Here is a 25,271-nt window from a genome sequence, read left to right on the forward strand (position 1 = left end):
TCGCCTCGTCCTTGTGTCGTCCTCGTGTCGTCCTTGTGGATTGCCATGTCAGCGCGCCGGCTTTCCGCCAGCCGCGACCGTCACCGCGATGATGAGCACGCCGTAGACGATCGAGCGCACGCCCGCATCGGCGCCGACCGCGTTGAGCGCGGCGTTCGTGAGAAACAGGAACATCGAGGCGCCCCACACGCCGACGATCGTCGCCTTGCCGCCCGTGACCAGCGTGCCGCCGATCACGACCACGGCAATCGAGATCAGCATGTACTCGACGCCCATATCGAGCGACGCGCCGCCCGATGTCGCCGCGAGCAGAAGCGCCGTGAGCGCCGCGATCATCGACGAAAGCACGTAGGCGAGGCACCGCGTGCGATGCACATTCACGCCCGCAAGCCACGCCGCGCGCGGATTCTGTCCGATGGCCGAAAGCCTGCGCCCATACACGGCGCGATGAAGCAGCACGGCAAGCGCGACCGACAAGGCGAGCGCGACGAGCGCGATATACGGCACATACAAGAGCCGGCTCGTGGCGAACGCGCCGAGCGCGGGCGGCGGCGGCGGAAGCTGACGCCCCTGCGTGATGGCGATCGACTGAATGATGAAGCTCGACGATAGCGTCGCGATGATGGGCGGAATGCGCAGCAGCCGGATCAGCGTGTAGTTCGCGAGCCCGACCGCCACGCCCACGCCGAGCGCCGCCGCCACGCCGAGCGCGATCTGGCCGTTGAGCCCGCCCATCGCGTGCATGCCGACGACGCCCGCGAGCGCGATCGTCGATGGCACCGATAGGTCGATGTTGCCGACACCCGAGGTGATGACGAGCATTTGCCCGAGACCGACCAGCACCATGAACACGCCGTAGGTGAGGGCCGTCTGCGCGACATTGCTCGCGATGCCGAAGCCGAAGATGCCGACGATGCCGAACCACACGAGCACGGTGCCGACGAAGGACCACGCCCACGGCGCCTGAATGCCCTTGAGCCGCGCCCACGCGGTGTCGTTGTTGGCGAGCGCTTCGCCCGATGTCTGCGATTTCATTGCCGCTCCCCGCGTTGCAGCAGCACGCGCAACGACAGCACGACGATCAGGATCGCGCCCTGCATACCGACTTGCCAATCCGCCGAAATGTTGAGAAAGGCGAGGAACGACGCCGCGAGCGTGAGCGTGATCGCACCGAGCACCGCGCCGATGACCGATACGCGCCCGCCGACGAATTCGCCGCCGCCGAGTATGACCGCCGCAATCGAAAGCAGCGTGTAGCGCAGGGCGAGATTCGCGTCGGCGGACGTCGTGAGCCCGAGCAGCGAAAGGCCGGACAGCACGCCGAACACGCCCGCGATGCCATAGAGCGTCGCCTTGCTGCGCACGAGCGACCAGCCGAAGCGCCGCATCGCGCGCGGATTGCCGCCCGCGCCGCGGATGCGCACGCCAGCCGACGTGCGCATCAGCAGAATGTGTCCGACGATGGCGATCAGCACCGACCACACGATCGGCGCGGCGATGACCGGCGTCTGATAGCTCATCGCCGTGCCGAGCCAGCCGGGGCTCGTGCCGCCCGGCGAAGGCAGCAGCACGATCGCAAGCCCGCTCCACACGAAGGACAGCCCGAGCGTCACGACGATCGACGGAATCTGGCGCAGTTCGATCAGCGCGCCGACGGCGGCATACGCGAGCACACAGGCGGCGAGCGCGAGCGCGCCGAGCCACGGCTGCTTGACGAGCAGCGTCGCGCCGATGCACGCGACGAGACTCACGAACGGACCGATGGACAAGTCGAGATCGTTGACGGTGATGATCGCGAGCTGCGCGAGTGTGGCCAGCACGATCGGCACCGCGAGATTGAGCAGCAGGCTCGATCCGAAATAGCTCATCACCGTGGGTTGCATGACGAGAATCGGCACCAGCACCGCGACGAGCGAGATGGCGGGAAGCAGCGCGCGCAGACGCGCTTGCGTGTCCCGGAACGTGATGCGCGCGGATGTCATGCGGCCTGCTCCTCGAAACTTGCGGCGAGCAGCGCTTCTTCCGTGCATTCGTCGGCATGCAGCACGCGCGTCACCGCCGACGAGCGAAAAACATACGTGCGGTCGCAATGCGACAGCTCTTCGTTTTCCGTCGTGTACCAGATGAAGGTGCGGCCTTTCGCGGCTTCGTCGTGAACGAGCCGGTAGATGTCGCGTTTGGTGCCGACATCGACGCCGCGCGTCGGATCGTCCATGAGGATGAGCTGCGCGTCCGACGAAAGCGCGCGCGCGAACAGCACCTTCTGCTGGTTGCCGCCCGAAAGCGACAGGATGCCCGCGCTCATCGGCGCGCCGCGTATGCCGATCTTCGCGCGCCACGCTTCCACGAGCGCGCGCGCCGCCGCGAGATCGACGAGACCGTGCTTGCGTTTCGCGCCGCCGACGAGCCACCGCAAATCGAGATTCTGCGCGATGGACCACACCGGGAACACGCCGTCGCGCCCGCGATCGCCCGCCACGAACGCGGCTTTCATGCGCCCCGCGCCGTGGCCCGTCGCTGCCTCGTAGATGGCAAGCAGCGCTTCAGTCTGACCTTGCCCGGCGAGTCCCGCGAATCCGACGATCTCCCCGCGCGACGCCTCGATCGACGTATGTTTCCTCGCGCCGACGTGCCAGCGAAAAGGCTTTTCGTCGCGCTGTTCGTTGCGCATGCGCGCGGCGGCCGGCGTCTTCTCCGCTTCGAGATGCTGGCCCATCGCCTGAATGATCGACGCCCGGTTCGCCTCGCTGCCCGGCAGCACGCCGACGATGCCGCCGTCGCGCATCACCATGACGCGATCCGCGACGCGCTCGATTTCGCCGAGCATGTGCGTGATGAGCAGGCATGTGATGCCGCGCTGCGCCGCGCGCCGCACGAAGGCGAGCAGTTGATCGGCGGTATGGGCATCGAGGGAGGACGTCGGCTCGTCGAGGATCACGAGACGTACGGGCGCGTCCGTCACCGTGAACCCGCGCGCGATCTCGACCATCTGCTGTTGCGTGAGCGTCAGATCGGAGACGAGTTCGTTGCCCTTGAGCCCGTTACCCGGAAAAATTTCTTCGAGCTTCTCGCGCATGAGCGCCGTGGCCCTGCGCCGCCAGCCGCGTCCGCGCAAGCGCGGATGCACGATCGTCATGTTCTCCGCGACCGTCAGGTTTGCGCACAGTGAAAGCTCCTGAAATACGCAGCGCACGCCGGCTTCGCGCGCGGCGTTGGCGTCGTAGTGCGGTGCGTTCTGGCCGTCCACTTCGATGCGGCCCTGCGTCGGCGCATACACGCCCGCGAGCACGGCCATGAGCGTGGATTTGCCCGCGCCGTTGTGTCCCGCGATACCCACGCATTCGCCGCGCATGAATGCGAAGTCGATGTCCGCGAGCGCGCGCACCCGCCCGAAGGTCTTGCCGACGCCTTCGAAGCGAATCAGCGCGCGCTGTTCCTCTGTGCCGGGTGTTGCGCTCATTCACATGCCTCCATGCGTGGCGACGTCACATGCTTACTTCTTGTCGAGCAAGGCCACGGTCTGCGGCAGCGTGTACGTCACATCGGCGATGCCGCCCGGTGGCGTCGCGGCGAGCTTCGCCGGCAACGCCTGTTGCGAGATGGCGAGCAGCGGCACGTTGATCGTCACTTCCTTCGGGATTTTCTTGCCCGCGAGCACCTGCTGCGCGACCCAGAACGCAAACGACACCGCGCCCGGCGGATTCGACAGCGAGCGCGACTCATAACCGGTCTTCGCCTGCTCGCTCCACCATTGCAGTTCGGGATAGGTGCTGCCGATGATCATCGGCGGCGCGGGACGATTCGCGGCCTTGAACGCCTGCGCGATGCCAAACGACATCTCGCCTTCGGTGGCGACGCCATCGACTTGCGGCAGTGTCGGAAGAATGCCGGCCACCGCCTTCTGCGCGACCGATTGCGTCCAGTCGCCGTTCACGGAGCCGACGAGCTTGAGCCCCGGATGCTTCTTGAGCCCTTCCAGCACGCCCTCGTGCATGAGGTTGTCGACGGAAATGCCTGCCACGCCGCGCACTTCCAGTATGTTGCCCTTGCCGTCGAGCTTCGTCGCCAGATAGTCGACGCCCTGCTCCGCCCAGCCCTTGAAGTCGAAATTGACGCGATACGCGCACGGCTCGTCGACGACGCCATCGAACGACACGACGACCACGCCCGCGGCGCAGGCTTTCTTGATCGTACCGTTGAGCGCGGTCGGCGATACCGCGTCGATGACGATCGCGTTATAGCCTTGCAAGATCAGGTTCTGAACCTGCTGCGCCTGTTCCGTCACCTGATTTTCGGCGGTCGTGAACGCGGGCGCGGCCGCGATCTTCTTGTCGGCCACCGCCTGCTGGGCGACGGCGCTCCAGCTCTTGAGCATCGACTGCCGCCACGCGTTACCCGCGAAGCTGTTCGATAACGCGATCTTCTTCTGCGCGGTGTCGCCGGTCGCGACCTGCGCGTGCGCGCCGCCTGCGAGCGCGCAAGCGGCGAGCGCCAGCGCGGCTCTCACCTGCACTCCTTTACGGAACATCGAGTCGTCTCCTTTCATTTTTCTTGTCGAGAGGCGCTGAGCGACTTTATCTACAGCACGCCCCTTCCGGGCGCATCGACGGAGTGCCGATGCGACGCTTCCAGTCTGTCTGCTTGATTCGTCCTGCGGTCAGGCCAATCGTAGTGGTCAGGCCACTCGATCGCGGAGCCAGTATAGCGACTGTTGGGTGGCTCGTGCAATCGCAGACGTTACCGGTAACAGCGTTGGAGAAAACGTCGGGCCTTAATCGACGAGCGCCAGGCGCGCGGCGTCACGCGGCGCGTCACGTTTCACACGATCCGACTCGTTCGACGGTAATTGGTTGCCGTGCGGACGACGCTTGCGAGTGCGGGATTACCCTCATCGCGCGAGCATCCGTGAATGCGCTGGCGGAGGCAAACATCGGCGTATTCCGAAGCGATTTATCATTGAGGACGTTTGCACGCACAACGTCAGCGGCTCGGATTCAGGCGGAGGATCGCTGATCGCCGCATTCCGATAGTCGTCAAACCGCAGCGGAGAAACAAGTAATGGAGAACGGCGAATCGCCACGGCGTGTGGCTTACAAGAATGAAACCCAGGCCGGCGGCCCGGGCTGGCTCGGCCGGTCGCTGGCCGTCGTTCTGAGCGTGATCGTGCTCGTCGCGGCCGCGATGCTGTCGCTGATCCTGCTCGCCATCCTCTTCGGGGTCGGCACGATCGTCGTCGGCTATCTCTGGTGGAAGACGCGCGCGCTGCGCCGGGCGCCGCGCGCGTTCGGCGATGACGGCAGAACCGTCGACATGGAGATCTTTCACGAGAACGCTTCTGACGACGATCCCGCGCGACGCTGACGATCGTTACTGATCCTCCGTGCGCGGAAAAGGCTCTCGATCGGCCACGGCGTGCTAGCGCGCGCCACCCGACGCGCCCGCATCAACGCGGCCTGTGCAGACGATAACCGGCGCGCGCAGCATCGCCGATTTGCGCGGGCAACTGCTCCTCCCATTGCAGATACTTCGTGATCGCCGCGACGTTGCCCTCGTGACGATCGTGCGCCCAGAACAGATAGTCGATCCGCGCTTCGTCGGCGGGATGCTGCGGCGTGGCATCCACCGGCAAGTCGGCCGCGCGCCACGCCGCGACGCCGCCGCGCACGCATTCGATCTGCGCGTCCGGCACGCGTTCGCGCAGATCGATCGCGACGAGCGAAGCGAGCGTGTCGTCGTCGCCGAACACGACGGCGGCCTGTTTCTCGCGCAACGTGTCGATGACCGCATCGAGACGCGCGCGGTTGACCCACTCCGCGCCCGCCGGATGACCCTTCCGGTACGCCGCGCTCGATCCCGCGACGAAGCCCGCCGCGCCCTCCCGCAATCGTTGCGCGGCCACCGGCGGCGCGATCCATGCCTGCGCGCGTGGCGGCGCATCGAAGTCCGCGGCGCGTCGATTGCGCACGAGCGTCACGCATATCGTGCTGCCGCAATGCGCGCGCCGCATGTTGCCGCCGTGGACGAACGTGTATGCGATCATCACGATGGGCACGGCGCTGTCTTCGCTCCTCGGCATCCACGATCTGATCGATACCGCGCAGATCGCGAGCAGCACGGTCGCGCGTTCCAGCTTCACGGTGCTCACGTATGTCGCCACGCTCGTCGTGTTCTTCGCGTATTGCTATCCGGTTTCGCGCTTCACGCGCTGGCTCGAACGCCGCGTGAACGTCCAGTAAACCCGTCACATCGAATCTGCCGGAATGACCTCTTATCCGCTGCGCACGTATGAAGACGTGCGCGAAACGCTCCTTTCCAAAGGGGAGCTCGCCCTGCTCGACGTGCGCGAGGAAGATCCGCACGCGCAGTGTCATCCGCTGTTCGCAGCGAATTTTCCGCTTGCCCGCATCGAACTCGATGCCTGCACGTGCCTGCCGCGCCGCGACGTGCCGATCGTGCTGTTCGACGACGGCGAAGGACTCGCGGCACGCGCCTTCGAGCGGTTCGCCGCACTCGGCTTCAGGCAGGTCGCGCTGCTCGCGGGCGGCCTCGACGGCTGGATTCGCGCAGGCGGCGAAGTGTTCCGCGACGTCAACGTGCCGAGCAAGGCGTTCGGCGAGTTCGTGGAAGCGCGGCGCCACACGCCATCGCTTTCGGCCGAAGCGCTCGACGCCTTGCAAAAGAGCGGCGCGGACGTGGTCGTGCTCGACGCGCGCCGCTTCGGCGAATACCGCACGATGAACATTCCCGGCAGCGTCAGCGTGCCCGGCGCGGAACTGGTGCTGCGCGCACGTGCGCTCGCGCCGGATCCGGCGACGCGCATCGTCGTGAACTGCGCGGGCAGGACGCGCAGCATCATCGGCGCGCAATCGCTCGTCAACGCCAAGCTGCCGAACCCCGTCGCAGCCCTGCGCAACGGCACGATCGGCTGGACGCTCGCGGGAAAGACCCTCGAACACGGCAGCGAACGGCGCTTCGATATCGATGCAGGACGCGATCCGCATACGCTCGATGCATCGCGCCGGTCGGCGCACGCGCTCGCCACGCGCGCCGGCGTGCGCCGCACCTCGCTAGACGAAGCGGCGCGCTGGGCGAGCGAAGCATCGCGCACGACGTATCGCTTCGACGTGCGCACGCCGGATGATTACGAAGCCGGCCATGCGCCCGGCTTTCGGGACGCGCCCGGCGGCCAGCTCGTGCAGGAAACGGAGATGTATGCGCCGGTGCACGGCGCGCGCGTCGTGCTCTTCGACGACGACGGCGTGCGCGCGAACATGACCGCGTCATGGCTCGCGCAGATGAACATCGAAACTTATGTCGTCGATGGCGCGAATCGCGGCGACCTGACGGAAACCGGCCCGTATCGTCCCGAGCGGCCGCAGCCCGCGCCTTTACCGACGATTTCGCCGCAGGCCCTTGCCGCGCTTCTCGACGATCCGTCGCACGGCGTGGTGCTGCTCGACGTCGCGCCAAGCGCGAAGTTCGTGAAAGCGCATATTCCCGCGGCGCACTGGATCTTGCGTTCGCACCTCGCGCCCGGCTACGACGATTTGCGCAATCTGCCCGACGCGCGGCGCTACGTGCTGACCTGCGGCTCGGGCGCGTTGGCGGCGTTCGCCGCCGCGGATGTCGCCGCACTGACCGGCAAGTCTGTGTCCGTGCTCGATGGCGGCAATGCGGCGTGGACACGCGCGGCACTGCCGACCGAGGGCGGAGCGTCGCAGCTCGCATCGCCGCCCATCGATCGTTATCGCCGTCCCTATGAGGGCGTCGGCAATGCGCGCGAAGCCATGCAGGCGTATCTCGATTGGGAGTATGGCCTCGTCGCGCAACTGGACCGCGACGGCACGCACGGCTTTTTCGTGATCTGAGAAAAGCGCGCGACTTTCCCAGGCAGTTGCGCACCGCATCGCGGGCGGCGCTCCTCAGGCCGCCCGATAACGCGCACCGGGATGAGTGTCCCGCAGATGGGGCCCGCCGCCCGCGAACAGCTTCTCCCGCAAGGTGCCGTCCGCATAGGCCGCGCGGTAACGGCCGCGGCTCTGCAACTCCGGCACGACCAGATCGACGAACGCATGCAGGCTCTCCGGCATGACCGTGCGCCGCAGATTGAAGCCATCGACGCCCGTTTCATCGGCCCACGCGACGAGCTGATCCGCCACTTCTCGCGGATCGCCAACAATGAACGGGCCGCGGCCGCCGATCTGATCGAAGCGCGTCATGTCGCGCGGCGTGATCGGCCGCCCGGCACGCTTCGTCAGGTTTTCGACGGTCGATTGCAGCGCGTTGCTCTTGACAAAGCGGATCGGCTCGTCGAGATCCATCGCCGCGAAGTCGATGCCGGTCCATCCCGACACGAGTGCCAGTTGACCGGGCGTATCGACATATTCCGCGTATTCGGCGTGTAGCTCGCGCGCTTCCCTGGATGTACGGGCCACCACGACCGTCGCGCCGAGATAAAGGAGCACGTCGTGGGGAGCGCGGCCGGCATCGACGGCATGCTTGCGGATGTCGCGCGCCGCCGCCGCGACGATGGCAGGCGTCTGGCCTTCGAGGAACACGCATTCCGCGTGCTTGCCCGCGAACGCCTTGCCGCGTCCCGATGCCCCGGCCTGATACAACACCGGCGTGCGCTGCGGCGAGGGCTCCGCGAGGTTGAAGCCATCGACGCGAAAGTACGGCCCTTCGTGCGACACGCGGCGGATCTTCGACGGGTCCGTGTACGGCTTGCCCGTGCGCTTGTCACGCACGACCGCGCCGTCCGTCCAGCTTCCTTCCCATAACTTGTAGACGGCTTCGAGGAAGTCCTCGCCCGCCGCGTAGCGCTCATCGTGCTCGCGCGCTTTCTCAAGTCCCATGCCGCGGGCCGCGCTCTCCAGATATCCGGTGACGACGTTCCAGCCCGCGCGCCCGCCGGTCAGATGATCGAGCGTGGAAAAGCGCCGCGCGAACTGATACGGATGCTCGTACGTCAGATTGACGGTCACGCCGAAGCCCAAGTGCTTGGTCGCATGCGCCATCGCGGGCACCGTCAGCATCGGATCGTGCGAGGGCGATTGCGCAGCGGCGAACAGGGTCGCGTCGACGCCACCGCCATAGACGTCGTAGATGCCGAAGACATCGGCCAGAAACACGCCGTCGAACAGGCCACGCTCGGCAGTCCGTGCAAGCTCGACCCAGTAGTCGAGCGTGTTGTGTTCGAGAGAACGGTCGCGCGGATGCCGCCAGAAGCCGGCCCACGAATGCGCGGGTGCATTCATGTGAAACGCGTTGAAATGGAGATGTCTGTTCATGGTGCGCGCTCTTTGTCCCGGCCGGCATTTCGCAGCGATACACACTAGGAGAGAGGCCGCATCGCGCCAACCAAGTTAATCAGCTAAGCAATTTGAGCGGTCGCTGCAAAACCCATTACGCCTGTCGTGGATACCTCAGTGGACCCGTCATGCAGAGCTTTCGCGAAATGATCCGTTCGTCCTGGCGAGACGAGCGACCAACATGGAGAGCTTTCATTCCATGTTCAGTCCATGTCCAGTCACGACCAGTTCAATGACCGGGTTTTCTGGGTCACAGGCGCATTCGGCGCGCTCGGCGCGGCCGTCGTGCGAAGACTCGCTTTCGGGGGCGCGCATGTCGTCGCGTCCTCGCGCAACGTCGATGCCCCGCTCTTCACGGACTTGCCCCGCGTCGTCCCGCTTTCCGTGGACGTCGCCGACGACAGGCGCGTACGCGAGGCCTTTGCGCACATCGACCAACGATTCGGCCGTCTCGATGGCCTCGTGCTCAGCACGAACGTCGGCGCGTTCGGCGACTTTCTCGACCTGGACGACGACGACTGGCAACGCGTCATCGATGCGAAGCTGCTCGGCTCTGTGCGGCCGATCCGTGCGGCGCTGCCGCGCTTCATCGCGCAGGGCAAGGGCGCGATCGTCGCGATTTCCGGCCGCGGCGGCATTGCACCGCCGCCGAACCATTTCCCCGGTTCGAGCGTCAACGCCGCGCTCGATCTGCTCGTGCAGGGCCTCGGGCGCAAGTACGGGCCGCATGGCGTGCGCGTCAACGCGGTCGCGCCCGGCCCGATCGAGACCCCGCGCTTCGCGTCGATGGCGACCGGTCAGGCCGATGCCGAACCCACGCGTCTCACCGCGCTGCAAGGCCCCGGCACGCCCGGCGACGTCGCGGCGGCGGTCACGTATCTGCTCTCGGACGATGCCCGCTTCGTCACCGGCACGCGTCTCTATGTCGATGGCGGCGGCCCGCCCTACGCCTGATTTTTCGATACCGCTCCCTACTTTCAAGGACTTTTCTCTCATGTCCCGTTCCGTATCCGCCTCGCAGTTGCGCACGCTCATCGCTCAACGCTCCGAACTCGCCGTGCTCGACGTGCGCGAGGAAGGCGTCTGCGCGCGCAAGCGTCTGTTCTATTCGTCTGTTGCGCCGGTGGGCCGCATCGGCCTGCTGATCGATCGCCTCGTGCCGCGCCTTGGCACACCCATCGTTCTCGTCGATACCAGCGGCGAGTACACGCCGCGCGCAGCCGCTTTGCTCGAACGCTGGGGTTATACCGACGTCGCGATACTCGAAGGCGGCGTCGAAGGCTGGGCGCAGGCGGGCTTCGAAATTTTTTCGGGCACCAATGTGCCGGGCAAGGCATTCGGCGAAGTCATCGAGCACAAGCTGCATACGCCCAATATCGACGCCTTGACGTTGAAAGCCCGTCAGGATGCCGGCGACGATCTCGTCGTACTCGACTCGCGTCCGTTCGGCGAATTCAACACGATGAGCATTCCCGGCGGCATCGATTGCGCGGGCGCGGAACTCGTCTATCGCGCGCTGGCCACGGTGCCTTCGCCGGATACGCTGATCGTCGTGAACTGCGCGGGCCGCACACGCAGCATTCTCGGTGCACAGTCGCTGATCAATGCGGGCGTGCCGAACCCGGTCGCCGCGCTCACGGGCGGCTCGATGTCGTGGCTGCTCGAAGGCCTCGAGCTCGAACACGGCAAGATCCGCACGGCGCCGCGCCCCGAAGGCCAGGCGCTCGCGACCGCGCGCGAACTCGCCGCCGCCGCTGCGCGCCGCGCGTATGTGCCGGTCATCGACCGCGAGACGCTCGCCGCGCTCGAACGCGAAAGCGGCGAACGCACGCTGTATCGCTTCGACGTGCGCGATCCGCTCGAATATGAAGCGGGTCATCCGGCAGGCTGGCAGAACGCGCCCGGCGGACAGCTCGTGCAGGCGACCGACGAATACGTCGGCACGCTGCATGCGCGCGTCGTGCTGCGCGACGACGACGGCGTGCGCGCGCGCATGACTGCGTCGTGGCTCAAGCAACTGGGCTATCTCGATGTCCGCGTGCTCGACGATGCCGCGAGCGCGTCGCTCGTCGCGGAGCACGTCGAAGCCGGTGCGCAGGCCGTGCGCGTGCGTCCGCACGGCGCGCGCACGCGCTGGATAGAAGCCGATGCGTTGTTGCGCGAGATCGAAGCGGGCACGGTGCAGACCATCGATATCGACAGCAGCCTCGCATTCCGCCGCGCCCATGTGAAGGGAGCGCGCTTCGTCGCGGCGAGCGCGGTTCTCGCGCATCTGAACGATCTGCCGCGCGACACGCTGATCGTGCTCACGTCCGAAGACGGCGTGCTCGCGGGACTCGTCGCGGCAGAAATCGCGCAGACGCGCGGCGGCGTGTCCGCGCTGATCGGCGGCACGCGCCGCTGGCTTGCGCTCGGGCTGCCGCACGAGGCGGGCGACGCCGGCAACCTGACCGGCGACGACGACGCGTGGTACAGCCCGTATCACGCAGAGCCGGATCAGGTCGCCGCGCAAATGAACGCGTACCTCGCCTGGGAACTGCAACTCGTCGAACAGGTAAATCGCGACGCGATCGCGTCCATCGACGTGCTCGACTTCGAAACGTCCACCGCGCGCCGCAGCCGCGAACGGCTCGCCGAAATCGCGGGGCGTGCGGCATGAGCCCTGCGTTCGACGGCTCATCGGGCCCGGCGGACATCGAAGGCAGTCCGCTGCACGCGGCGTTCCAGCAGCCGCTGATTCTGGGCCTTTTTCTGCCGATCCAGAACGGCGGCTGGTCCATCTCGACGCTGCCGCGCGGCACCGACTGGCGCTTCGACTACAACGCGCGCCTGACGAAGCAGGCCGAAGCGCTCGGCTTCGATCTCGTCTTCGGACTCGCGCAATGGCTCGCCAAGAACGGCCACGGCGGCCAGATGAAGTATCGCGAGCAGTCGGTCGATGCGTTCATCGCGACGAGCGCGCTCGCCGCGATCACCGAGCGCATTCTGCTGATCTCGACGGTGCATGCGCTATACGGCCCCTGGCATCCGCTGCATCTCGCGAAGTTCGGCGCGACGCTCGATCACATCTCCAACGGGCGCTGGGGCATCAATCTCGTGACCGGCCACGTCTCCACCGAATGGGCGATGTTCGGCCAGCCGATGATCGAGCATGACGAGCGCTATGCACGCGCGGCGGAATTCGTCGGCGTGCTCGACACGCTCTGGCGCAGCGACGCGAACCTGACGATCCGCACCCCGCGCTGGCAGCTCGACGATGCCTTCGTGAGCCCGCGCCCGCGTTATCGCCGTCCGGTGCTGGTCAACGCGACCGGCTCGGATGCCGGCATCGACTATGCGGTGCGTCATTCGGACCTCATTTTCATCACGAGTCCGGCGGGCGCGGATTTCGACGACGCCATCGGCGCCTTGCCCGCGCATACCGCGAAGATTCGCGACGGCGCCGCGCGCGTGAAACGGAGCGTACGCACGCTGATCAACCCGACGATCGTGTGCCGTCCGACCGAGCGCGAGGCGCATGCGTACCGCGACGCCATCGTCGCGCACGCCGATGAAGGCGCGCTCGACGGCTTCGTCGGGCAAGGCAGGCGGAGCGACGCGCGAGCGTGGGCGAAGCACAAACGCGAGCAGCGCATCCTCGGCGGCAATCTGCATCTGATCGGTTCGCCCGAGCAGATCGTCGACAAGCTCGTCGCGCTCAAACGCGCCGGATGCGACGGCGTGCAATTGACCTTTTTCGACTTCGAACCCGATCTCGCCTATTTCGGTGAAGCTGTGCTGCCCTTGCTCGTAGAAGCGGGCCTGCGTCGCGACTTCGCTGGATCCAACTCTCTTCACACGACGACATGACCACCACGAGGCCGCGGCAACTTCATCTGAACACGAACATCACCGGCGTCGGGCGGCATCCGGCGGGCTGGCGCACGCTCGGCAATCCGCGTTCGATCATCGACCTGAACTTCTTCAAGGAGATCGCGGCGACGGCCGAGCGCGGCAAGCTCGATGCGGTGTTTCTCTCCGATACGCTGTCGCTGCGCAATCACGCCGAAGGCCCGTCGCAGGCGCTGGAACCGACCGTGCTGCTGACCGCGCTCGCGAGCGCGACGCAGCACGTCGGCCTGATCGCGACGGCATCGACCACGTTCAACGATCCGTTCAATCTCGCGCGCCGCTTCGCATCGGTCGATCATCTGAGCGGCGGGCGCATCGCGTTCAATGCGGTGACGACTTACGACACGCACGCCGCCGCGAACTTCAGCCACGAGATTCCGCTCTCGACCGAAGAACGGTATGCGCGCGCGCAGGAGTTCGTCGAGGTCGTGACGAAGCTGTGGGATAGCTGGGAAGACGGTGCCTTCGTGGCCGACCGCTCGTCGGGCCGCTATACGGATCCCTCGCGTGTGCATGCGATCGAGCATCGCGGCAAGTACTTTTCGGTGCGCGGGCCGCTGTCCGTGCCGCGCAGTCCGCAGGGACGGCCGGTGCTCGTGCAGGCCGGCTCGTCGGAAGGCGGCCGTGCGCTTGCCGCACGCTTTGCCGATGCCGTCTTTACCGCGCAGACCACGCTGCCGACCGCGCAAGCCTTCTATGCGGAGATGAAAGACCGCGTGCGCGCGCATGGCCGCGATCCCGATCATTTCCTGCTGCTGCCGGGGCTGTATCCGGTCGTCGGCGGAACGGAGCGCGAGGCGCGCGAACGCAAGGCCGAACTCGATGCGCTGCTCGATACCGATCGCGAAATCGCGCGGCTTGCGGGCGCGCTTGGCCTCGCGCCCGACGATCTGTCGATCGATGCGCCCTTGCCCTACGACCTCATCGGCAAGGTCGCGCGTTCGGACCTGCCACGCGGTTTCATCGACTCGACTGTCGCGCTCGCGAAGAGCGAGAACCTCACAGTGCGCGATCTGCTCGACCGTAACCCCGGCGCCCACCGGATGATCGTCGGCACGCCCGAGCAGATCGCCGACGATATCGAGCAATGGTTCGAAGCACGCGGCGCGGACGGCTTCAACCTCAACGCAGACGTGTTTCCTTCGGGCCTCGCCGCATTCGTCGATCACGTCGTGCCGATCCTGCAGCGCAAGGGCATCTTTCGCCGCGACTACGAAGGCACGACGCTGCGCGATCATCTCGGCCTGCCGCGGCCGGCCAGCCAGTATGCGTCGTCGGCGCATGCCGCATGAACATCGAAAGGACACGAACCGCATGACACAGGACACGCAACGCACGCGCGCGGCGCTTCTCCGCTCGGACGACGAAGCCATCGAAACCGCGCGGCGTCTCGCCGCCGAATTTGCCGTCGGCGCCGCCGCGCGCGATCGCGATCGCCGGTTGCCGCTAAACGAAGTCGAAGTCTTCAGCGCGAGCGGTTTATGGGGCATCGGCGTGCCGCGCGCATTCGGCGGCATCGATGTCTCCGTGCGCACCATCACGCAGGTGTTCGATACGATCTCAGCGGCGGATTCGTCGCTCGGGCAAATTCCGCAGAATCACTTCGCGACGCTCGAACGGCTGCGTCACGACGGCACCCCGAGTCAGCAGGACTTCTTCTTTTCACGCGCGCTCGCCGGGGAGCGCTTCGGCAATGCGACCGCCGAACCGGGCGACCGTTTGCCCTCGGAACACGAAACACGCGTGCGCCGCTGCGCAAACAGCGGCCGATTCGTGCTGACGGGGCGCAAGGTCTATTCGACCGGCGCGCTCTTCGCGCACTGGATTCCTGTCGCCGCGCGCGATGACGACGGCCTCCCCGTGACCGCCTTCGTCGCGCGGCATGCGCGCGGCGTCGAAGTCATCGACGACTGGTCGGGCTTCGGCCAGCGCACGACCGCGAGCGGTCAGGTGCGGCTCGACGAGGTCGAACTCGATGCGCTGCAGATCGTCGCGCGCGGACGGCATGCGAATATCGATGCGGCCAATGCCGTGTCGCAGGTGCTCCATGCGGCGATCGATCTCGGTATCGGCCGCGCCTCGCTCGATGAGACGAAGCGCTTACTGCACGCGCTCGCGCATCCGGCACGCGGCAGCGGGGCATCGCATGCGACCGGCGATCCGTACACGCTTCGCGACATCGGCGCACTGACGGTCGATCTGCATGCGGCCGAGGCGCTGACCGCGCGCGCCGCCGAGTCGATCGACCGGGCGCGCGACAAAGATGCGCCGCGCGAGGCCGTCGCCTTCGCCATCGTCGCGACGGCGGAAGCGAAGATCGTCACGACGCGTTTCGCGCTCGATGCATCGAACAAGCTGTTCGAGCTCGCGGGCACGCAATCGACGCTCTCGAAGCACAATCTCGACCGGCATTGGCGCAATGCGCGCACGCACACTTTGCACGACAGCGTGCGGTGGAAATATCACGCGGTCGGGCAGTATGCGTTGAACGATCTCATTTGCGATCCGTTCACTTACGCGAACCCATACACGAAGCTCGACAACGCCTGATGGTGCCGAAAGGACGAGCGGCGTGCCTCGATACCGGAGGCACGCCGTTTCTGCGAGGCTTCAGTGCGATGCGACGGCCTGCTTGTCGAACACCGGGTTGAACTCCACGTCCACCTTGATCTGATTCTTGATGTCGCCGGATTTGTAGAGCGTGTCCGCGATCTTCTGCTCGCGCGCCACCAGTTCCTTGTCGAGCGGATAGAACAGAGAACGGCCGTTTTCAGCGGAGAACTTTGCGCGCGCCGGGCTTTGCTTCATCTTCTCGAGATAGATCTTCTCGACTGCCGGCACGTTCTGCGCCCACCACGTCCACGAGTTCTTCAGGCGGCCGAGGAAGTCGCCGAGCGCCTCGCTCTTCTTCGGATCGCGCAGGACGTCGGTGCGTGCGGCGAACACGGACAACGCCGGAATTTCGAGTTCGTCGCTCTTGATGATGACGCGTGCATCGCCTTTGTCCACTGCTTCCTTGACCGGGCCGTAGCCGCCCGAATAGACCGCGACCTGCCCCGCATTGAACGCGGACGCGGATACGTTGCCGTCGCCAAACTTGACGGCTTCGAAGTCCTTGGGCTTGAGTCCGGCCTTCACATACGAGAGCACGTATTGCAGATAGTTGAAGCCACCGAAGTTATAGCCCCACGTCTTGCCCTTGAGATCGGCGAGGTTCTTGACGTCGGCGCTCTTGCGCACGACCGTGACGATAGGCGGATAGCTGTTGTCCGGATTGCGCCAGCCCGCGACGATCTGCAACGGCGCGGTCTCCGCGGTCCATGGCGTGCGCGCGTTGCCCTGTTCGATGATCAGCGACGTATCGCCCATCAGGCCGACGTCGAGCACCTTCGAATACAGTGCGGAGAGTTGCGCCGCCGGACCGGTCAGCACGGCCCATTTGACCTTGTACGGCGCACCGTCGAGCACGTGCGACGCTTCGACGATCAGCGGCCATGCGGCATCCTGCGTGCCGATTGTGAGCGTCAGCGGTTCGCCTTGCGCGAACGATGTCGACGACCCCGCGACGAAGCTCGTGACAAATAAAGCGATGAAGCGTTTCTTGAGGCGCATGAAGGTGGGATCCGAGTGGATGAAGTCTTTATGCCGCGTTTCCGGACGCGGCCTGCAATGCATCGTCGCCGACGCCGAGTTCCGCGAGCAGCCGCGCGCGCAACGCGATGGCCTGCTCGTCGCCGCGCGAACGGGGACGCGGAACATCGACCGTCACGTCCGCGCTGATCTCGCCCTGCGACAGCACGACGATGCGATCGGAAAGCAGAATGGCTTCGTCAATGTCGTGCGTAACAAGCACCACCGCAGGCGTATGCGCGAGCCACAGACGCGCGACGAGTTCGTACATGCGGATGCGCGTCAGCGCATCGAGTGCCGCAAACGGTTCGTCGAGCAGCAGCAGCTTCGGCTCGCGCACGAGCGCACGCGCGAGCGCGACGCGCTGAGCCTCGCCGCCGGAAAGCGTCTTCGGCCAGCCTTGCGCGTGGCGCGATAAGCCAACTTCGTCGAGCGCGGCGAGCGCGGACGGCTTCGCCGCACCCAGGCGGTCGTGGCCGATGACGACGTTTTCCCATACGCGCTTCGCGGGCACGAGACGCGGCTCCTGGAACACCACCGAGCGCGCCCCCGCGACGCGCACGCGGCCGCTGTCGGCGCGGTCGAGTCCGGCGAGGATGCGCAACAACGTCGTCTTGCCCGCGCCCGAGGCACCGAGCATCGAGACGAACTGGCCACGCTTGATGGCGAGCGAGACGTCCTTCAGCACCGCGCGCCCGGAAAACACGCGGCTCACGCCGTCGAGTTCGAGCGCGGATTCGCGCTGATGCAACGCGTCGAAACGTTCCATGTCACGCGAGTTCAAAACGCGGCCTCCACGGCAGAGCGAGATGTTCGAGCGCGCGCATCAAGAGGTCGGTGATAATGCCGAGCGCCGCATACACCAGAATGCCCGCGATGATGATGTCTGCGCGCTGATTCTGGTTCGCGTTCACGAGGATGTAGCCGATGCCGTTCTGCGCGTTGATCTGCTCGGCGACGACGAGCGCGAGCAAGGCGACGGCGCTCGAATAGCGCACGCCGACGAGGATCGACGGCAGCGCCGTCGGCAGAATGATGCGCAGCGCCACTTGCCGGCTGGACAGGCCAAACACTCGCGCCGCTTCGAGCAATTTCGGATCGACGCCGCGCACGCCCGCGTAGGTGTTGAGATACATCGGGAAGATCGTGGCCGCAAGAATCACCGCGACCTTGGCGCCTTCGCCGATGCCGAACCAAGTGATGAAGAGCGGAATCAGGGCAATGAACGGAATGGTGCGCAGCATCTGCAGCGGCGCATCGACGATCTCTTCGCCGACGCGCCACAGGCCCGCGAACAGGCCGGCCAAAAGACCGATACCGCCGCCGATGGCAAGGCCCGTCGCCGCGCGCACGAGCGACACGCCAATCGCGCTTTGCAGTTCGCCGTCCGCGATCAGTTCTTTCAGTGCCGCGACGATGACCGTCGGCGGCGGCAAGGTCTCGGGCGCGACGAGTTGCAGCGACGAGGCAAGCTGCCACAGGACGATCAACGCGAGCGGCACGCCGATACGCAGACCGCGCGAACGCAGTGCGCTTAACGCGAGCGCTCCTGGCTGCGCCGCTTCGCGGGTCGGCAGGTCGACGAGCGCGCGGGCATCGTTGGTACGCTTTTCGTCCCATTCGGAAGGCGCGCCGGCATCGAGCCGTAGCGCAGCAGAAGGATAGCGGGGCACGTTCATGGGCATGCGGGGCGGGGATGATCGGGAAAAGGTTGAACGAATGATGGTACGTTCGTCCCCACCCCGATCAAACGAAGCGTTTCCCGGATGCTATGCGCGCTTTTCCGAATAACTATTGCAGTTGAGAGACTTATGCGATCCGTTAGTCAGAAGTGCGGACGTTGGAACGAGCCGCGTTCTACGTCAGCAGCCAAGCGGATTGCTGACGTTGGCGGCGTGGCGCCGCAGGACTACAACTCCCGGCATCAGCGAGCTCACACTCACGCCCCCTTGCGGCCTTCCAGCATCAAACCTGCACAATGGCAGTTCAGGCGAAAGACATGGTGTTATCGCCCAATGCAATGATGTCATTGTAGCCATTGCATTGCCGATATGAACAGCAACTCGTATCGTGGACGCCATTCAAGGAGAGACCATTGAAGATTGCGATGCTGGGTGCCGGCGCACTGGGCTGCGCCATCGGCGCTGCGCTTACCGAAGCCGGTCACGAGACGTGGCTGCTCAACCGATCGGTCGCGCATGTCGAAGCCATCCGCCGCGAAGGTTTGCGGGTCGACGACGCCAACGGTTCGCGGCATGTCATGGTCCGCGCAACGAGACGCGCCGCCGAGGCCGGTACGGTCGATCTGGTCGTCGTGCTCGTCAAGTCGTTCCATACAGCCACTTTCTCGCGGGCCCGTACGTGGGGCGCTGCCTCGCGGCACCCGGCGCCGAAGCCATCAAGGTCGAGCGTCCCGGCAGCAAAGAGCCCCGGAACGTATACGGGCGCGGTCATAGCAAGGGCGGCGCGCATCGCACCTTGCTGGAACTGCCGCTTCTGCTCGGCGAGGAAACGGCGCGCGCGGCGTCGGGCTGAGCGCTAGCGGGCGCCAAGCAGCGCCTTCGGCTCGAGAAATGCCTCAATCCCAAACGCACCGTATTCGCGACCGATGCCCGATTGCTTGAAGCCGCCGAACGGGGCGGCGGGCTCGTGAGCGAGCGTGTTGATTAGCACGCGCCCCGCTTCGATGCGCGCGGCAACGGCGTTCGCGCGCACCGTGTCGGATGAGCACACGTAGGCTTGCAGGCCGTAGGGCGTGTCGTTGGCGATGGCGATCGCTTCTTCCGTGTCGCCATACGCGATAATCGACAGCACCGGCCCGAAGATCTCCTCGCGCGCAATGGTCATGTCGTTGCGCACGTCGCTGAAGAGCGTGGGACGCACGAACCAGCCCGCGCCCACGTTGTCCGGACGTCCCTCGCCGCCCGCAATCAGCCGCGCGCCCTCTTCGATGCCCATGCGAATATAGTGCTGCACGCGCTCCCATTGCTTGCCGCTGACCATCGGTCCGATGCCCGTGCGCGGATCCCGCGGATCGCCCGACTGGATCTGCGCGACCGCGCGCACGATCTTATGCTCGAACTCCGCGAGCCGCGCCCGCGGCACCAGGATGCGGGTGCCCGCGATGCATGCCTGCCCGCTGTTCATGAAACCTGCATCGAGCGCGAGCGGCACGGCTGCATCGAAGTCCGCGTCGTCGAGCACGATCGTCGGCGACTTGCCGCCCAGTTCCAGCGTCACGCGCTTGAGCGTGTCAGCGGCGGTGCGCAGAATGGTCTTGCCGACGCGCGTCGAGCCGGTGAACGACAGCTTGGCGATATCCGGATGCGCGCTGATCTCCGCGCCGACAGTCTCGCCACGCCCGGTCACGATGTTGAACACCCCCGCGGGGAGCCCCGCGTCGTGCAGCGCCTCGGTGACCACGCGCGTCTGGATCGCGCTCATCTCGCTCGGCTTGACGACCGCCGTGCAGCCGGCCGCGAGCGCCGCCGCGAGTTTGCCGCAAATGAAGCCCGCGTCGCTGTTCCAAGGCGTGATCAGCCCGGCCACGCCGAGCGGCTGCATCACCACCCTGGCGGTTCCCGCCTCACGGACGAACGCGTAGTCTTCGAGCACGCTAGCCGCCTCGATCAGCACGTTGCTCGCGTGCCGCGCCATCCAGCGCCCGCGCGATACCGGCGCGCCATACTCCTCGACGATCGCCTCGAAAAGCGCATCTTCTTTCGCTACGACGGCGGCGTGCAGGCGCTTGAGCATGTCGATGCGCTCGCGCCTGTCCGTGCGGGAGAACGCTGAAAATGCCCGCTTCGCCGCCGCGACGGCGCGGCGCGCGTCTTGCGCGTCGGCGAGCCGCACGCGGCCGATCACACGCTCAGTGGCGGGATTGACGAGGTCGAAAAGCTCCTCGCCGTGCGGCGTGACGAAAGCGCCGTCTATATAGATTCGGTCGATGATCTGCATGATTCGTTTCGTTAGTCATTAACTTGAAACGAAGATAAGGCGTTTCGATTAATTCGACTAGCCGTACAATCCGGCATGACCTATTGAACGATTTAGCACAATGAAGACCTCTGGAATGGGAGAGCTCGAAGCGGTGCTGGCGGTCGCGCGGCATCGCAGCTTCCGGGCGGCGGCAAGGGAGATGAGCATCTCGACGTCCGCGCTGAGTCACGCGGTCGCCGCGCTCGAGGCCCGCATCGGCGTGCGGCTCTTCAACCGGACGACGCGCAGCGTGTCGCTCTCGGAGGCGGGCGCGCAGTTCGTGCAGAACGTCGCGCCCGCGCTCTCGGCCATCCGCGATGCGCTCGATCAGGCGGGCAGCTTCCGCGACCAGCCGTCGGGCACCTTGCGCATCAATACATCAGCGGGCGCGGCGCGTCAGGTGATGCCGCTTGTTCATCGCATTCCTTCAACGCTACCCCGACATGAAGCTCGATATCGTCACCGAAGGCCGGCTCATCGATATCGTGGTCGAAGGATTCGACGCGGGCATCCGTCTGAGCGAATCCGTGCCGCAAGACATGATCGCGGTGCCGTTTGGCGAACGGCAGCGCTTCGCCGTAGTCGGCAGCCCGGACTATTTCGGCCGACACCCGCCGCCGCGCACGCCCGCGGATCTGGCGGCGCACCGCTGCATCCGCGGCCGAATGCCGAGCGGCTCCATCTACCAATGGGAGTTCGAGCGTCACGGCGAAACCTTGCGCATCCACGGCGACGGCACGCTCACACTCGACGAACCCGGCCTGATGCTCGCTGCAGCGCGCGCGGGGCTCGGGCTCGCGTACCTGACCGAATGGAACGTGAGCACGGAACTCGCGGCCGGAACGCTCGTGCGCGTGCTGGAAGATTGGACGCCGCCCCTCGACGGGCTCTGCCTCTACTTTCCCGGACGGCGCCACGTGCCAGCCGGGCTGCGAGCGCTGACGGACATGATCCGCGAATATGCCGAAGCGAATCGCAAGCGCGCGCCGAGCGCGCGCCAGCGTCCCGCGCGACGCTGATGGCGATGCACCGCGCTGCTGATCGGGGAGCGCTAGCAGAAACCCATCACTTCGTTCGGCGCCCGCTGGGGCAATCTCTCGATCCCGGCGTGATTCTCTATCTGCCGGTCGCCCGGGAATCCTAGCCTCGGCGAGACTAGCGCGAGCAATTCGATTCAACGTTGCACGGGCATCAGTTTGTCTATTGCGTGTTACACGGAAGCGCAAAGCAATCTCGACAGAGCAAGGCGACAGTTGCGCCAAACGTCTTCTTAAGGCGCGACGGGATGCGACCATTGCACTGACATAACATCAGGTCATGGTCGCTCCAACAATTCCGGCGTTGCCGCCGCGTATTTGACTCAATATATTTTTAGTCATCCACGCGCCGTCCTCGCTTTCGGTCGAAGCAAGCGGGATCGCGCGATCCGCAAGACATCCGCTTCAACCTTGTCGAGGAAAACGCCGTGATGAACATTGCAAGGTTCCGTTGCACGCACTTCCCCGTTCGCCCGCTCGCCATGACGTTGCTGCTCTCCATCGCAAGTGCGGCGCCCGCATCCGCGGCGGGCAAGATCACGTTCGTGTCGCAAGGCGGCGCGTATCAGGAAGCGCAGACCAAGGCGATTCTCGACCCCGCCGCGAAACAGCTCGGCATCACGATCAATCAGGACAGCATTCCGGACGCGTGGCCACAGATCAAGGCGCAAGGCGCGACGGGCAAGCCGATCTGGGACGTCGTCGATACGCCGCCTTCCAACTGCCTGCGCGGCGGACGAGAAGGTCTGGTGGAAAAGCTCGACTTTTCGAAGATTCCCAACGCGGCAACGGTCCCGGAGAAATACCGCACGCCTTATTCGGTCGCGTACGAGTTCTATTCGACCGTCATCGGCTATAACAAGAAGACGCTCAAGAAGGTGCCGCAAAGCTGGAAGGACTTCTGGGACGTGAAGAACTTTCCCGGCACGCGCGCGCTGCGCAACGATCCGATGACCGTGCTCGAAGCCGCGCTGCTCGCCGATGGCGTGCCGCGCGACAAGCTCTATCCGCTCGACGTGGACCGCGCGTTCAAGAAGCTCGAAGAGATCAAGCCGAACATCACCGTATGGTGGACCTCGGGCGGACAGTCCGCGCAATTGCTGCACGACGGCGAAGTCGATATGACGATGATCTGGAATGGCCGCGCAAGCGCCGTGATGAAGGATGATCCGGACGTCGCCTTTACGTTCAACGACGGCATTCTGCAGAACACGCAGCTTTGCATCCTGAAGAACGCGCCGAATCTGAACGATGCCGTGCGCTTCCTGAACGCGGCCCTATCGCCGGAATTGCAGGCGAATCTGCCGCTGTATATCGACTACGGCCCGGGGAATCCGGCAGCATTCAAAACCGGCAAGATCACCGACAAACGCGCCGCCGAATTGCCGAGCGCGCCAGCGAATGCGGCGAAGCAGGCGCTGCTGTCGGAGGATTGGTGGGCGTCGGAGCCGGGCATTCAGGCGAAGGCGCGTTGGCTCAAGTTCATGCAGTAGTGCGGCTTTGAGTGCCTCACGTGTTCGACTATCTTATTCTGGGGGGCGGCTCCGCTGGTTGCGTGCTGGCCGCGCGCCTTTCCGAAGATGCGCGAGCGAGCGTATGCCTCGTCGAAGCGGGCCGCGATATCTCCGCGCACACGATGCCCGATGCCATTCGCAGCCGTTATCCGGGCCGCGCGTATCTCGACGCGCGCAACATCTGGCAAACGTTGAAAGCGCGCATGAGCCGCAGCGCCGCCATGCGACGCTACGAACAGGCACGTCTTCTGGGCGGCGGCTCGGCCATCAACGCACTGATGGCCAATCGCGGCGCTCCCGCCGACTACGACGAATGGGAAGCGCTCGGCGCATCGGGCTGGAACTGGCAAACATGCCTGCCCTACTTTCGCGCGCTCGAAACGGATTGCGACTTCAGCGGCGCATTGCACGGCAGCGATGGCCCCGTGCGTATCCAGCGAACGGCATGGCCGCGCATATCGCCATTCGTGCGCGCGGTCCTTGGCTCGCTTGCCGAAAGCGGTCATGCATTGCACGATGATCAGAACGGGCCCTGGCAAGACGGCACCTTCATCGGTTCGATCGCGGTCAGTGCGCAGGGCGAACGCATTCCGACTTCAGTCTGCTATCTAGACGATGCCGTGCGCGCACGCAGCAACCTGACGATACGCACCGGCGAAGTCGTCGAGCGCATTCTGTTCGACGGCAAGCGTGCAATCGGCGCGCGCATCGTGAACGCGCACGGCACACGTGAAGAACTGAAGGCGCATCGCGTGATCGTATCGGCGGGTGCGATTCATAGTCCTGCATTGCTGATGCGAAGCGGGATCGGTCCCGCCGATGAACTCGCCTCGCTCGGCATCCATGTACTCGCTGATCGTCCGGGCGTCGGGCGCAATCTGATGGAGCATCCGTCGATTGCCGTGTCCGCATATCTCCCGCGCGCAGCGCGCACGCCGTTTCTGGACGAACATCACGAGCAGGCGATCGTGCGCTTCTCTTCCGGCTTGCCGAATACCGTTCCAGGCGACATGCATGGCGCGATCCTGTCGCGCTCTGGCTGGCACTCGGTTGGATATCGACTGGGAACGATCTTCTTCTGGGTCAACAAGTCGTATTCGCGCGGGCGCGTGACGCTTGCGTCAGCGAGTGCATTCGATGAACCCGATGTCGATTTCGCCATGCTCTCCGATTCGCGCGATCTCGAACGGCTCAAGCTTGCGTTGCGCTTCGGCGCTTCCGTTTTGTCATCGCCATCGATGAATGCGTATCGCGATGCGATCTTTCCGTCGAGTTATTCGCCACGCGTGGCCGCGGTGGCTGTTCCGGGAACATGGAACGCGGTGCAGCGCGGCGCGTTGAGCGCGTTGCTCGATCTCGCGGGACCGTTGCGCGGCCGGTTGATCAAGCATGTCGTGACGCAGGGCGTGACCATCGACGAACTGCTCGAAGACGATCACGCGATGACGGCGTTCGTGAAGCGTTCGGTGGGCGGCACCTGGCATCCGTCGGGAACGTGCCGCATGGGGGCATCGAACGATCCGTTGGCCGTAACTGATGCGCGCGGCGCGGTTCATGGCATAGAAGGCCTGTACGTGTGCGATGCATCGCTGATGCCGTCGCTTCCGTGCGCGAACACAAACGTGCCGACGATCATGATCGCGGAACGCGTGGCGGATGTGTTGCGTGGCACGGCGCGTGACGGACGCGAGCCGGCAACGCACATGCCCGACTACGCCCCGTAACCGACGATCCCCTTTACTTCGAGAAACGCCTCCAGTCCCCACTCGCCATATTCGCGCCCATTGCCCGACTGCTTGTAGCCACCGAACGGCGAGCCCGCATCCCAGACCGGATAATTCACGTAGACGCTGCCCGCGCGCATTTTCATGGCCACGCGCCGCGCACGTTCCTGATCCTTCGACTGC

The 25,271-nt window shown here is 65.5% G+C and carries 20 protein-coding genes and 4 pseudogenes; 13 read left to right on the top strand and 11 right to left on the bottom strand.

Annotated elements, in window-relative coordinates:
- Positions 1-48: 48 nt before the first annotated feature.
- Genes NCT32_RS35340 through NCT32_RS35355 form a run of 4 tightly spaced genes read right to left on the bottom strand, consistent with a single transcriptional unit; the run spans position 49 to position 4,528 of the window.
- The gene (locus tag NCT32_RS35340; protein WP_061116974.1) at positions 49-1,035 is read right to left on the bottom strand and encodes an ABC transporter permease; all 987 of its coding nucleotides are present in this window, start codon (positions 1,033-1,035) and stop codon (positions 49-51) included.
- Positions 1,032-1,982: an ABC transporter permease gene (locus NCT32_RS35345; protein WP_061116973.1), complete on the bottom strand. Its 951-nt coding sequence runs from the start codon at positions 1,980-1,982 to the stop codon at positions 1,032-1,034. Before NCT32_RS35345 ends, NCT32_RS35340 begins: the two co-directional genes overlap by 4 nt.
- Positions 1,979-3,460 (bottom strand): sugar ABC transporter ATP-binding protein, encoded by a 1,482-nt coding sequence (locus NCT32_RS35350; protein ID WP_061116972.1) that lies wholly within the window; start codon positions 3,458-3,460, stop codon positions 1,979-1,981. Before NCT32_RS35350 ends, NCT32_RS35345 begins: the two co-directional genes overlap by 4 nt.
- A 33-nt stretch (positions 3,461-3,493) precedes the next feature.
- Complete coding sequence (locus NCT32_RS35355; RefSeq protein WP_061117255.1) at positions 3,494-4,528, bottom strand: substrate-binding domain-containing protein; 1,035 nt, start codon at positions 4,526-4,528, stop codon at positions 3,494-3,496.
- A gap of 530 nt (positions 4,529-5,058) precedes the next feature.
- Between NCT32_RS35355 and NCT32_RS35360 the strand changes: the two genes are divergently transcribed.
- Complete coding sequence (locus NCT32_RS35360; RefSeq protein WP_086960825.1) at positions 5,059-5,361, top strand: hypothetical protein; 303 nt, start codon at positions 5,059-5,061, stop codon at positions 5,359-5,361.
- 82 nt (positions 5,362-5,443) lie between these two features.
- Here NCT32_RS35360 and NCT32_RS35365 read toward each other — a convergent pair whose 3' ends face one another.
- Positions 5,444-5,965: a hypothetical protein gene (locus NCT32_RS35365; protein ID WP_143756295.1), complete on the bottom strand. Its 522-nt coding sequence runs from the start codon at positions 5,963-5,965 to the stop codon at positions 5,444-5,446.
- A gap of 10 nt (positions 5,966-5,975) precedes the next feature.
- On the opposite strand from NCT32_RS35365, the pseudogene NCT32_RS35370 reads away from it, so the two are divergent.
- A pseudogene (locus tag NCT32_RS35370) lies at positions 5,976-6,236 on the top strand (amino acid ABC transporter permease); the annotation flags it as partial.
- Positions 6,237-6,260: 24 nt separating this feature from the next.
- Positions 6,261-7,868, top strand: a complete 1,608-nt coding sequence (locus NCT32_RS35375; protein WP_250491404.1) for a rhodanese-like domain-containing protein — start codon at positions 6,261-6,263, stop codon at positions 7,866-7,868.
- A gap of 54 nt (positions 7,869-7,922) precedes the next feature.
- On the opposite strand, the gene NCT32_RS35380 is transcribed toward NCT32_RS35375, so the two are convergent.
- Positions 7,923-9,290, bottom strand: a complete 1,368-nt coding sequence (locus tag NCT32_RS35380) for an LLM class flavin-dependent oxidoreductase (protein WP_061116968.1) — start codon at positions 9,288-9,290, stop codon at positions 7,923-7,925.
- A gap of 231 nt (positions 9,291-9,521) precedes the next feature.
- Between NCT32_RS35380 and NCT32_RS35385 the strand changes: the two genes are divergently transcribed.
- Genes NCT32_RS35385 through NCT32_RS35405 form a run of 5 tightly spaced genes read left to right on the top strand, consistent with a single transcriptional unit; the run spans position 9,522 to position 15,752 of the window.
- Positions 9,522-10,265, top strand: coding sequence for an SDR family NAD(P)-dependent oxidoreductase (locus NCT32_RS35385; protein ID WP_250478511.1), 744 nt, complete (start codon positions 9,522-9,524; stop codon positions 10,263-10,265).
- A 40-nt stretch (positions 10,266-10,305) separates the two neighbouring features.
- On the top strand, positions 10,306-11,970 hold the full coding sequence (locus tag NCT32_RS35390) for a rhodanese-like domain-containing protein (RefSeq protein ID WP_061116966.1): 1,665 nt from the start codon (positions 10,306-10,308) through the stop codon (positions 11,968-11,970).
- The gene (locus NCT32_RS35395) at positions 11,967-13,160 is read left to right on the top strand and encodes an LLM class flavin-dependent oxidoreductase (RefSeq protein WP_250491405.1); all 1,194 of its coding nucleotides are present in this window, start codon (positions 11,967-11,969) and stop codon (positions 13,158-13,160) included. Before NCT32_RS35390 ends, NCT32_RS35395 begins: the two co-directional genes overlap by 4 nt.
- Positions 13,157-14,494 carry an LLM class flavin-dependent oxidoreductase gene (locus NCT32_RS35400; RefSeq protein ID WP_061116964.1) on the top strand — a complete coding sequence of 446 codons (1,338 nt, stop codon included), beginning with the start codon at positions 13,157-13,159 and terminating at the stop codon, positions 14,492-14,494. Before NCT32_RS35395 ends, NCT32_RS35400 begins: the two co-directional genes overlap by 4 nt.
- Positions 14,495-14,516: 22 nt before the next feature.
- Positions 14,517-15,752, top strand: a complete 1,236-nt coding sequence (locus NCT32_RS35405) for an SfnB family sulfur acquisition oxidoreductase (protein ID WP_061117254.1) — start codon at positions 14,517-14,519, stop codon at positions 15,750-15,752.
- A 60-nt stretch (positions 15,753-15,812) separates the two neighbouring features.
- Here the strand turns inward: NCT32_RS35405 and NCT32_RS35410 are convergent, their stop codons facing one another.
- From NCT32_RS35410 to NCT32_RS35420, 3 genes are read right to left on the bottom strand one after another with little or no spacing between them, the layout of a single operon-like run.
- Positions 15,813-16,814 carry an ABC transporter substrate-binding protein gene (locus tag NCT32_RS35410; protein ID WP_061116963.1) on the bottom strand — a complete coding sequence of 334 codons (1,002 nt, stop codon included), beginning with the start codon at positions 16,812-16,814 and terminating at the stop codon, positions 15,813-15,815.
- 28 nt (positions 16,815-16,842) lie between these two features.
- Positions 16,843-17,601: an ABC transporter ATP-binding protein gene (locus NCT32_RS35415; RefSeq protein ID WP_061116962.1), complete on the bottom strand. Its 759-nt coding sequence runs from the start codon at positions 17,599-17,601 to the stop codon at positions 16,843-16,845.
- Between the two features lies 1 nt (position 17,602).
- On the bottom strand, positions 17,603-18,511 hold the full coding sequence (locus NCT32_RS35420; protein ID WP_061117253.1) for an ABC transporter permease: 909 nt from the start codon (positions 18,509-18,511) through the stop codon (positions 17,603-17,605).
- 416 nt (positions 18,512-18,927) lie between these two features.
- On the opposite strand from NCT32_RS35420, the pseudogene NCT32_RS35425 reads away from it, so the two are divergent.
- A pseudogene (locus NCT32_RS35425) lies at positions 18,928-19,170 on the top strand (ketopantoate reductase family protein); the annotation flags it as partial.
- Positions 19,155-19,289: pseudogene (locus NCT32_RS35430) on the top strand (CoA transferase); the annotation flags it as partial. The pseudogenes NCT32_RS35425 and NCT32_RS35430, both read left to right, overlap by 16 nt.
- Positions 19,290-19,370: 81 nt before the next feature.
- On the opposite strand, the gene NCT32_RS35435 reads toward NCT32_RS35430, so the two are convergent.
- Positions 19,371-20,792, bottom strand: coding sequence for an aldehyde dehydrogenase family protein (locus NCT32_RS35435; protein ID WP_061116960.1), 1,422 nt, complete (start codon positions 20,790-20,792; stop codon positions 19,371-19,373).
- 100 nt (positions 20,793-20,892) lie between these two features.
- Between NCT32_RS35435 and NCT32_RS35440 the strand changes: the two are divergent.
- From NCT32_RS35440 to NCT32_RS35450, 3 genes and pseudogenes are all read left to right on the top strand, one after another.
- Positions 20,893-21,832: pseudogene (locus NCT32_RS35440) on the top strand (LysR family transcriptional regulator).
- A 449-nt stretch (positions 21,833-22,281) separates the two neighbouring features.
- Positions 22,282-23,343: an ABC transporter substrate-binding protein gene (locus NCT32_RS35445; protein WP_061116959.1), complete on the top strand. Its 1,062-nt coding sequence runs from the start codon at positions 22,282-22,284 to the stop codon at positions 23,341-23,343.
- 20 nt (positions 23,344-23,363) lie between these two features.
- Positions 23,364-25,088, top strand: a complete 1,725-nt coding sequence (locus tag NCT32_RS35450) for a GMC family oxidoreductase (protein ID WP_250491406.1) — start codon at positions 23,364-23,366, stop codon at positions 25,086-25,088.
- Here NCT32_RS35450 and NCT32_RS35455 read toward each other — a convergent pair.
- Positions 25,076-25,271, bottom strand: a 196-nt coding sequence (locus NCT32_RS35455; protein WP_143756294.1) for an aldehyde dehydrogenase family protein, incomplete at its 5' end; no start/stop codon positions are given. The genes NCT32_RS35450 and NCT32_RS35455 overlap by 13 nt on opposite strands.

Source organism: Caballeronia sp. INML2 (assembly GCF_023631365.1).
GTDB classification, from domain to species: domain Bacteria; phylum Pseudomonadota; class Gammaproteobacteria; order Burkholderiales; family Burkholderiaceae; genus Caballeronia; species Caballeronia turbans.

Coding starts and splice junctions, on each gene's coding strand:
- NCT32_RS35340 (WP_061116974.1), bottom strand. CDS start 1,035: ATGAAATCGCAGACATCGGGCGAAGCGCTCGCCAACAACGACACCGCG.
- NCT32_RS35345 (WP_061116973.1), bottom strand. CDS start 1,982: ATGACATCCGCGCGCATCACGTTCCGGGACACGCAAGCGCGTCTGCGC.
- NCT32_RS35350 (WP_061116972.1), bottom strand. CDS start 3,460: ATGAGCGCAACACCCGGCACAGAGGAACAGCGCGCGCTGATTCGCTTC.
- NCT32_RS35355 (WP_061117255.1), bottom strand. CDS start 4,528: ATGTTCCGTAAAGGAGTGCAGGTGAGAGCCGCGCTGGCGCTCGCCGCT.
- NCT32_RS35360 (WP_086960825.1), top strand. CDS start 5,059: ATGGAGAACGGCGAATCGCCACGGCGTGTGGCTTACAAGAATGAAACC.
- NCT32_RS35375 (WP_250491404.1), top strand. CDS start 6,261: ATGACCTCTTATCCGCTGCGCACGTATGAAGACGTGCGCGAAACGCTC.
- NCT32_RS35380 (WP_061116968.1), bottom strand. CDS start 9,290: ATGAACAGACATCTCCATTTCAACGCGTTTCACATGAATGCACCCGCG.
- NCT32_RS35385 (WP_250478511.1), top strand. CDS start 9,522: ATGTCCAGTCACGACCAGTTCAATGACCGGGTTTTCTGGGTCACAGGC.
- NCT32_RS35390 (WP_061116966.1), top strand. CDS start 10,306: ATGTCCCGTTCCGTATCCGCCTCGCAGTTGCGCACGCTCATCGCTCAA.
- NCT32_RS35395 (WP_250491405.1), top strand. CDS start 11,967: ATGAGCCCTGCGTTCGACGGCTCATCGGGCCCGGCGGACATCGAAGGC.
- NCT32_RS35400 (WP_061116964.1), top strand. CDS start 13,157: ATGACCACCACGAGGCCGCGGCAACTTCATCTGAACACGAACATCACC.
- NCT32_RS35405 (WP_061117254.1), top strand. CDS start 14,517: ATGACACAGGACACGCAACGCACGCGCGCGGCGCTTCTCCGCTCGGAC.
- NCT32_RS35410 (WP_061116963.1), bottom strand. CDS start 16,814: ATGCGCCTCAAGAAACGCTTCATCGCTTTATTTGTCACGAGCTTCGTC.
- NCT32_RS35415 (WP_061116962.1), bottom strand. CDS start 17,601: ATGGAACGTTTCGACGCGTTGCATCAGCGCGAATCCGCGCTCGAACTC.
- NCT32_RS35420 (WP_061117253.1), bottom strand. CDS start 18,511: ATGAACGTGCCCCGCTATCCTTCTGCTGCGCTACGGCTCGATGCCGGC.
- NCT32_RS35435 (WP_061116960.1), bottom strand. CDS start 20,792: ATGCAGATCATCGACCGAATCTATATAGACGGCGCTTTCGTCACGCCG.
- NCT32_RS35445 (WP_061116959.1), top strand. CDS start 22,282: ATGAACATTGCAAGGTTCCGTTGCACGCACTTCCCCGTTCGCCCGCTC.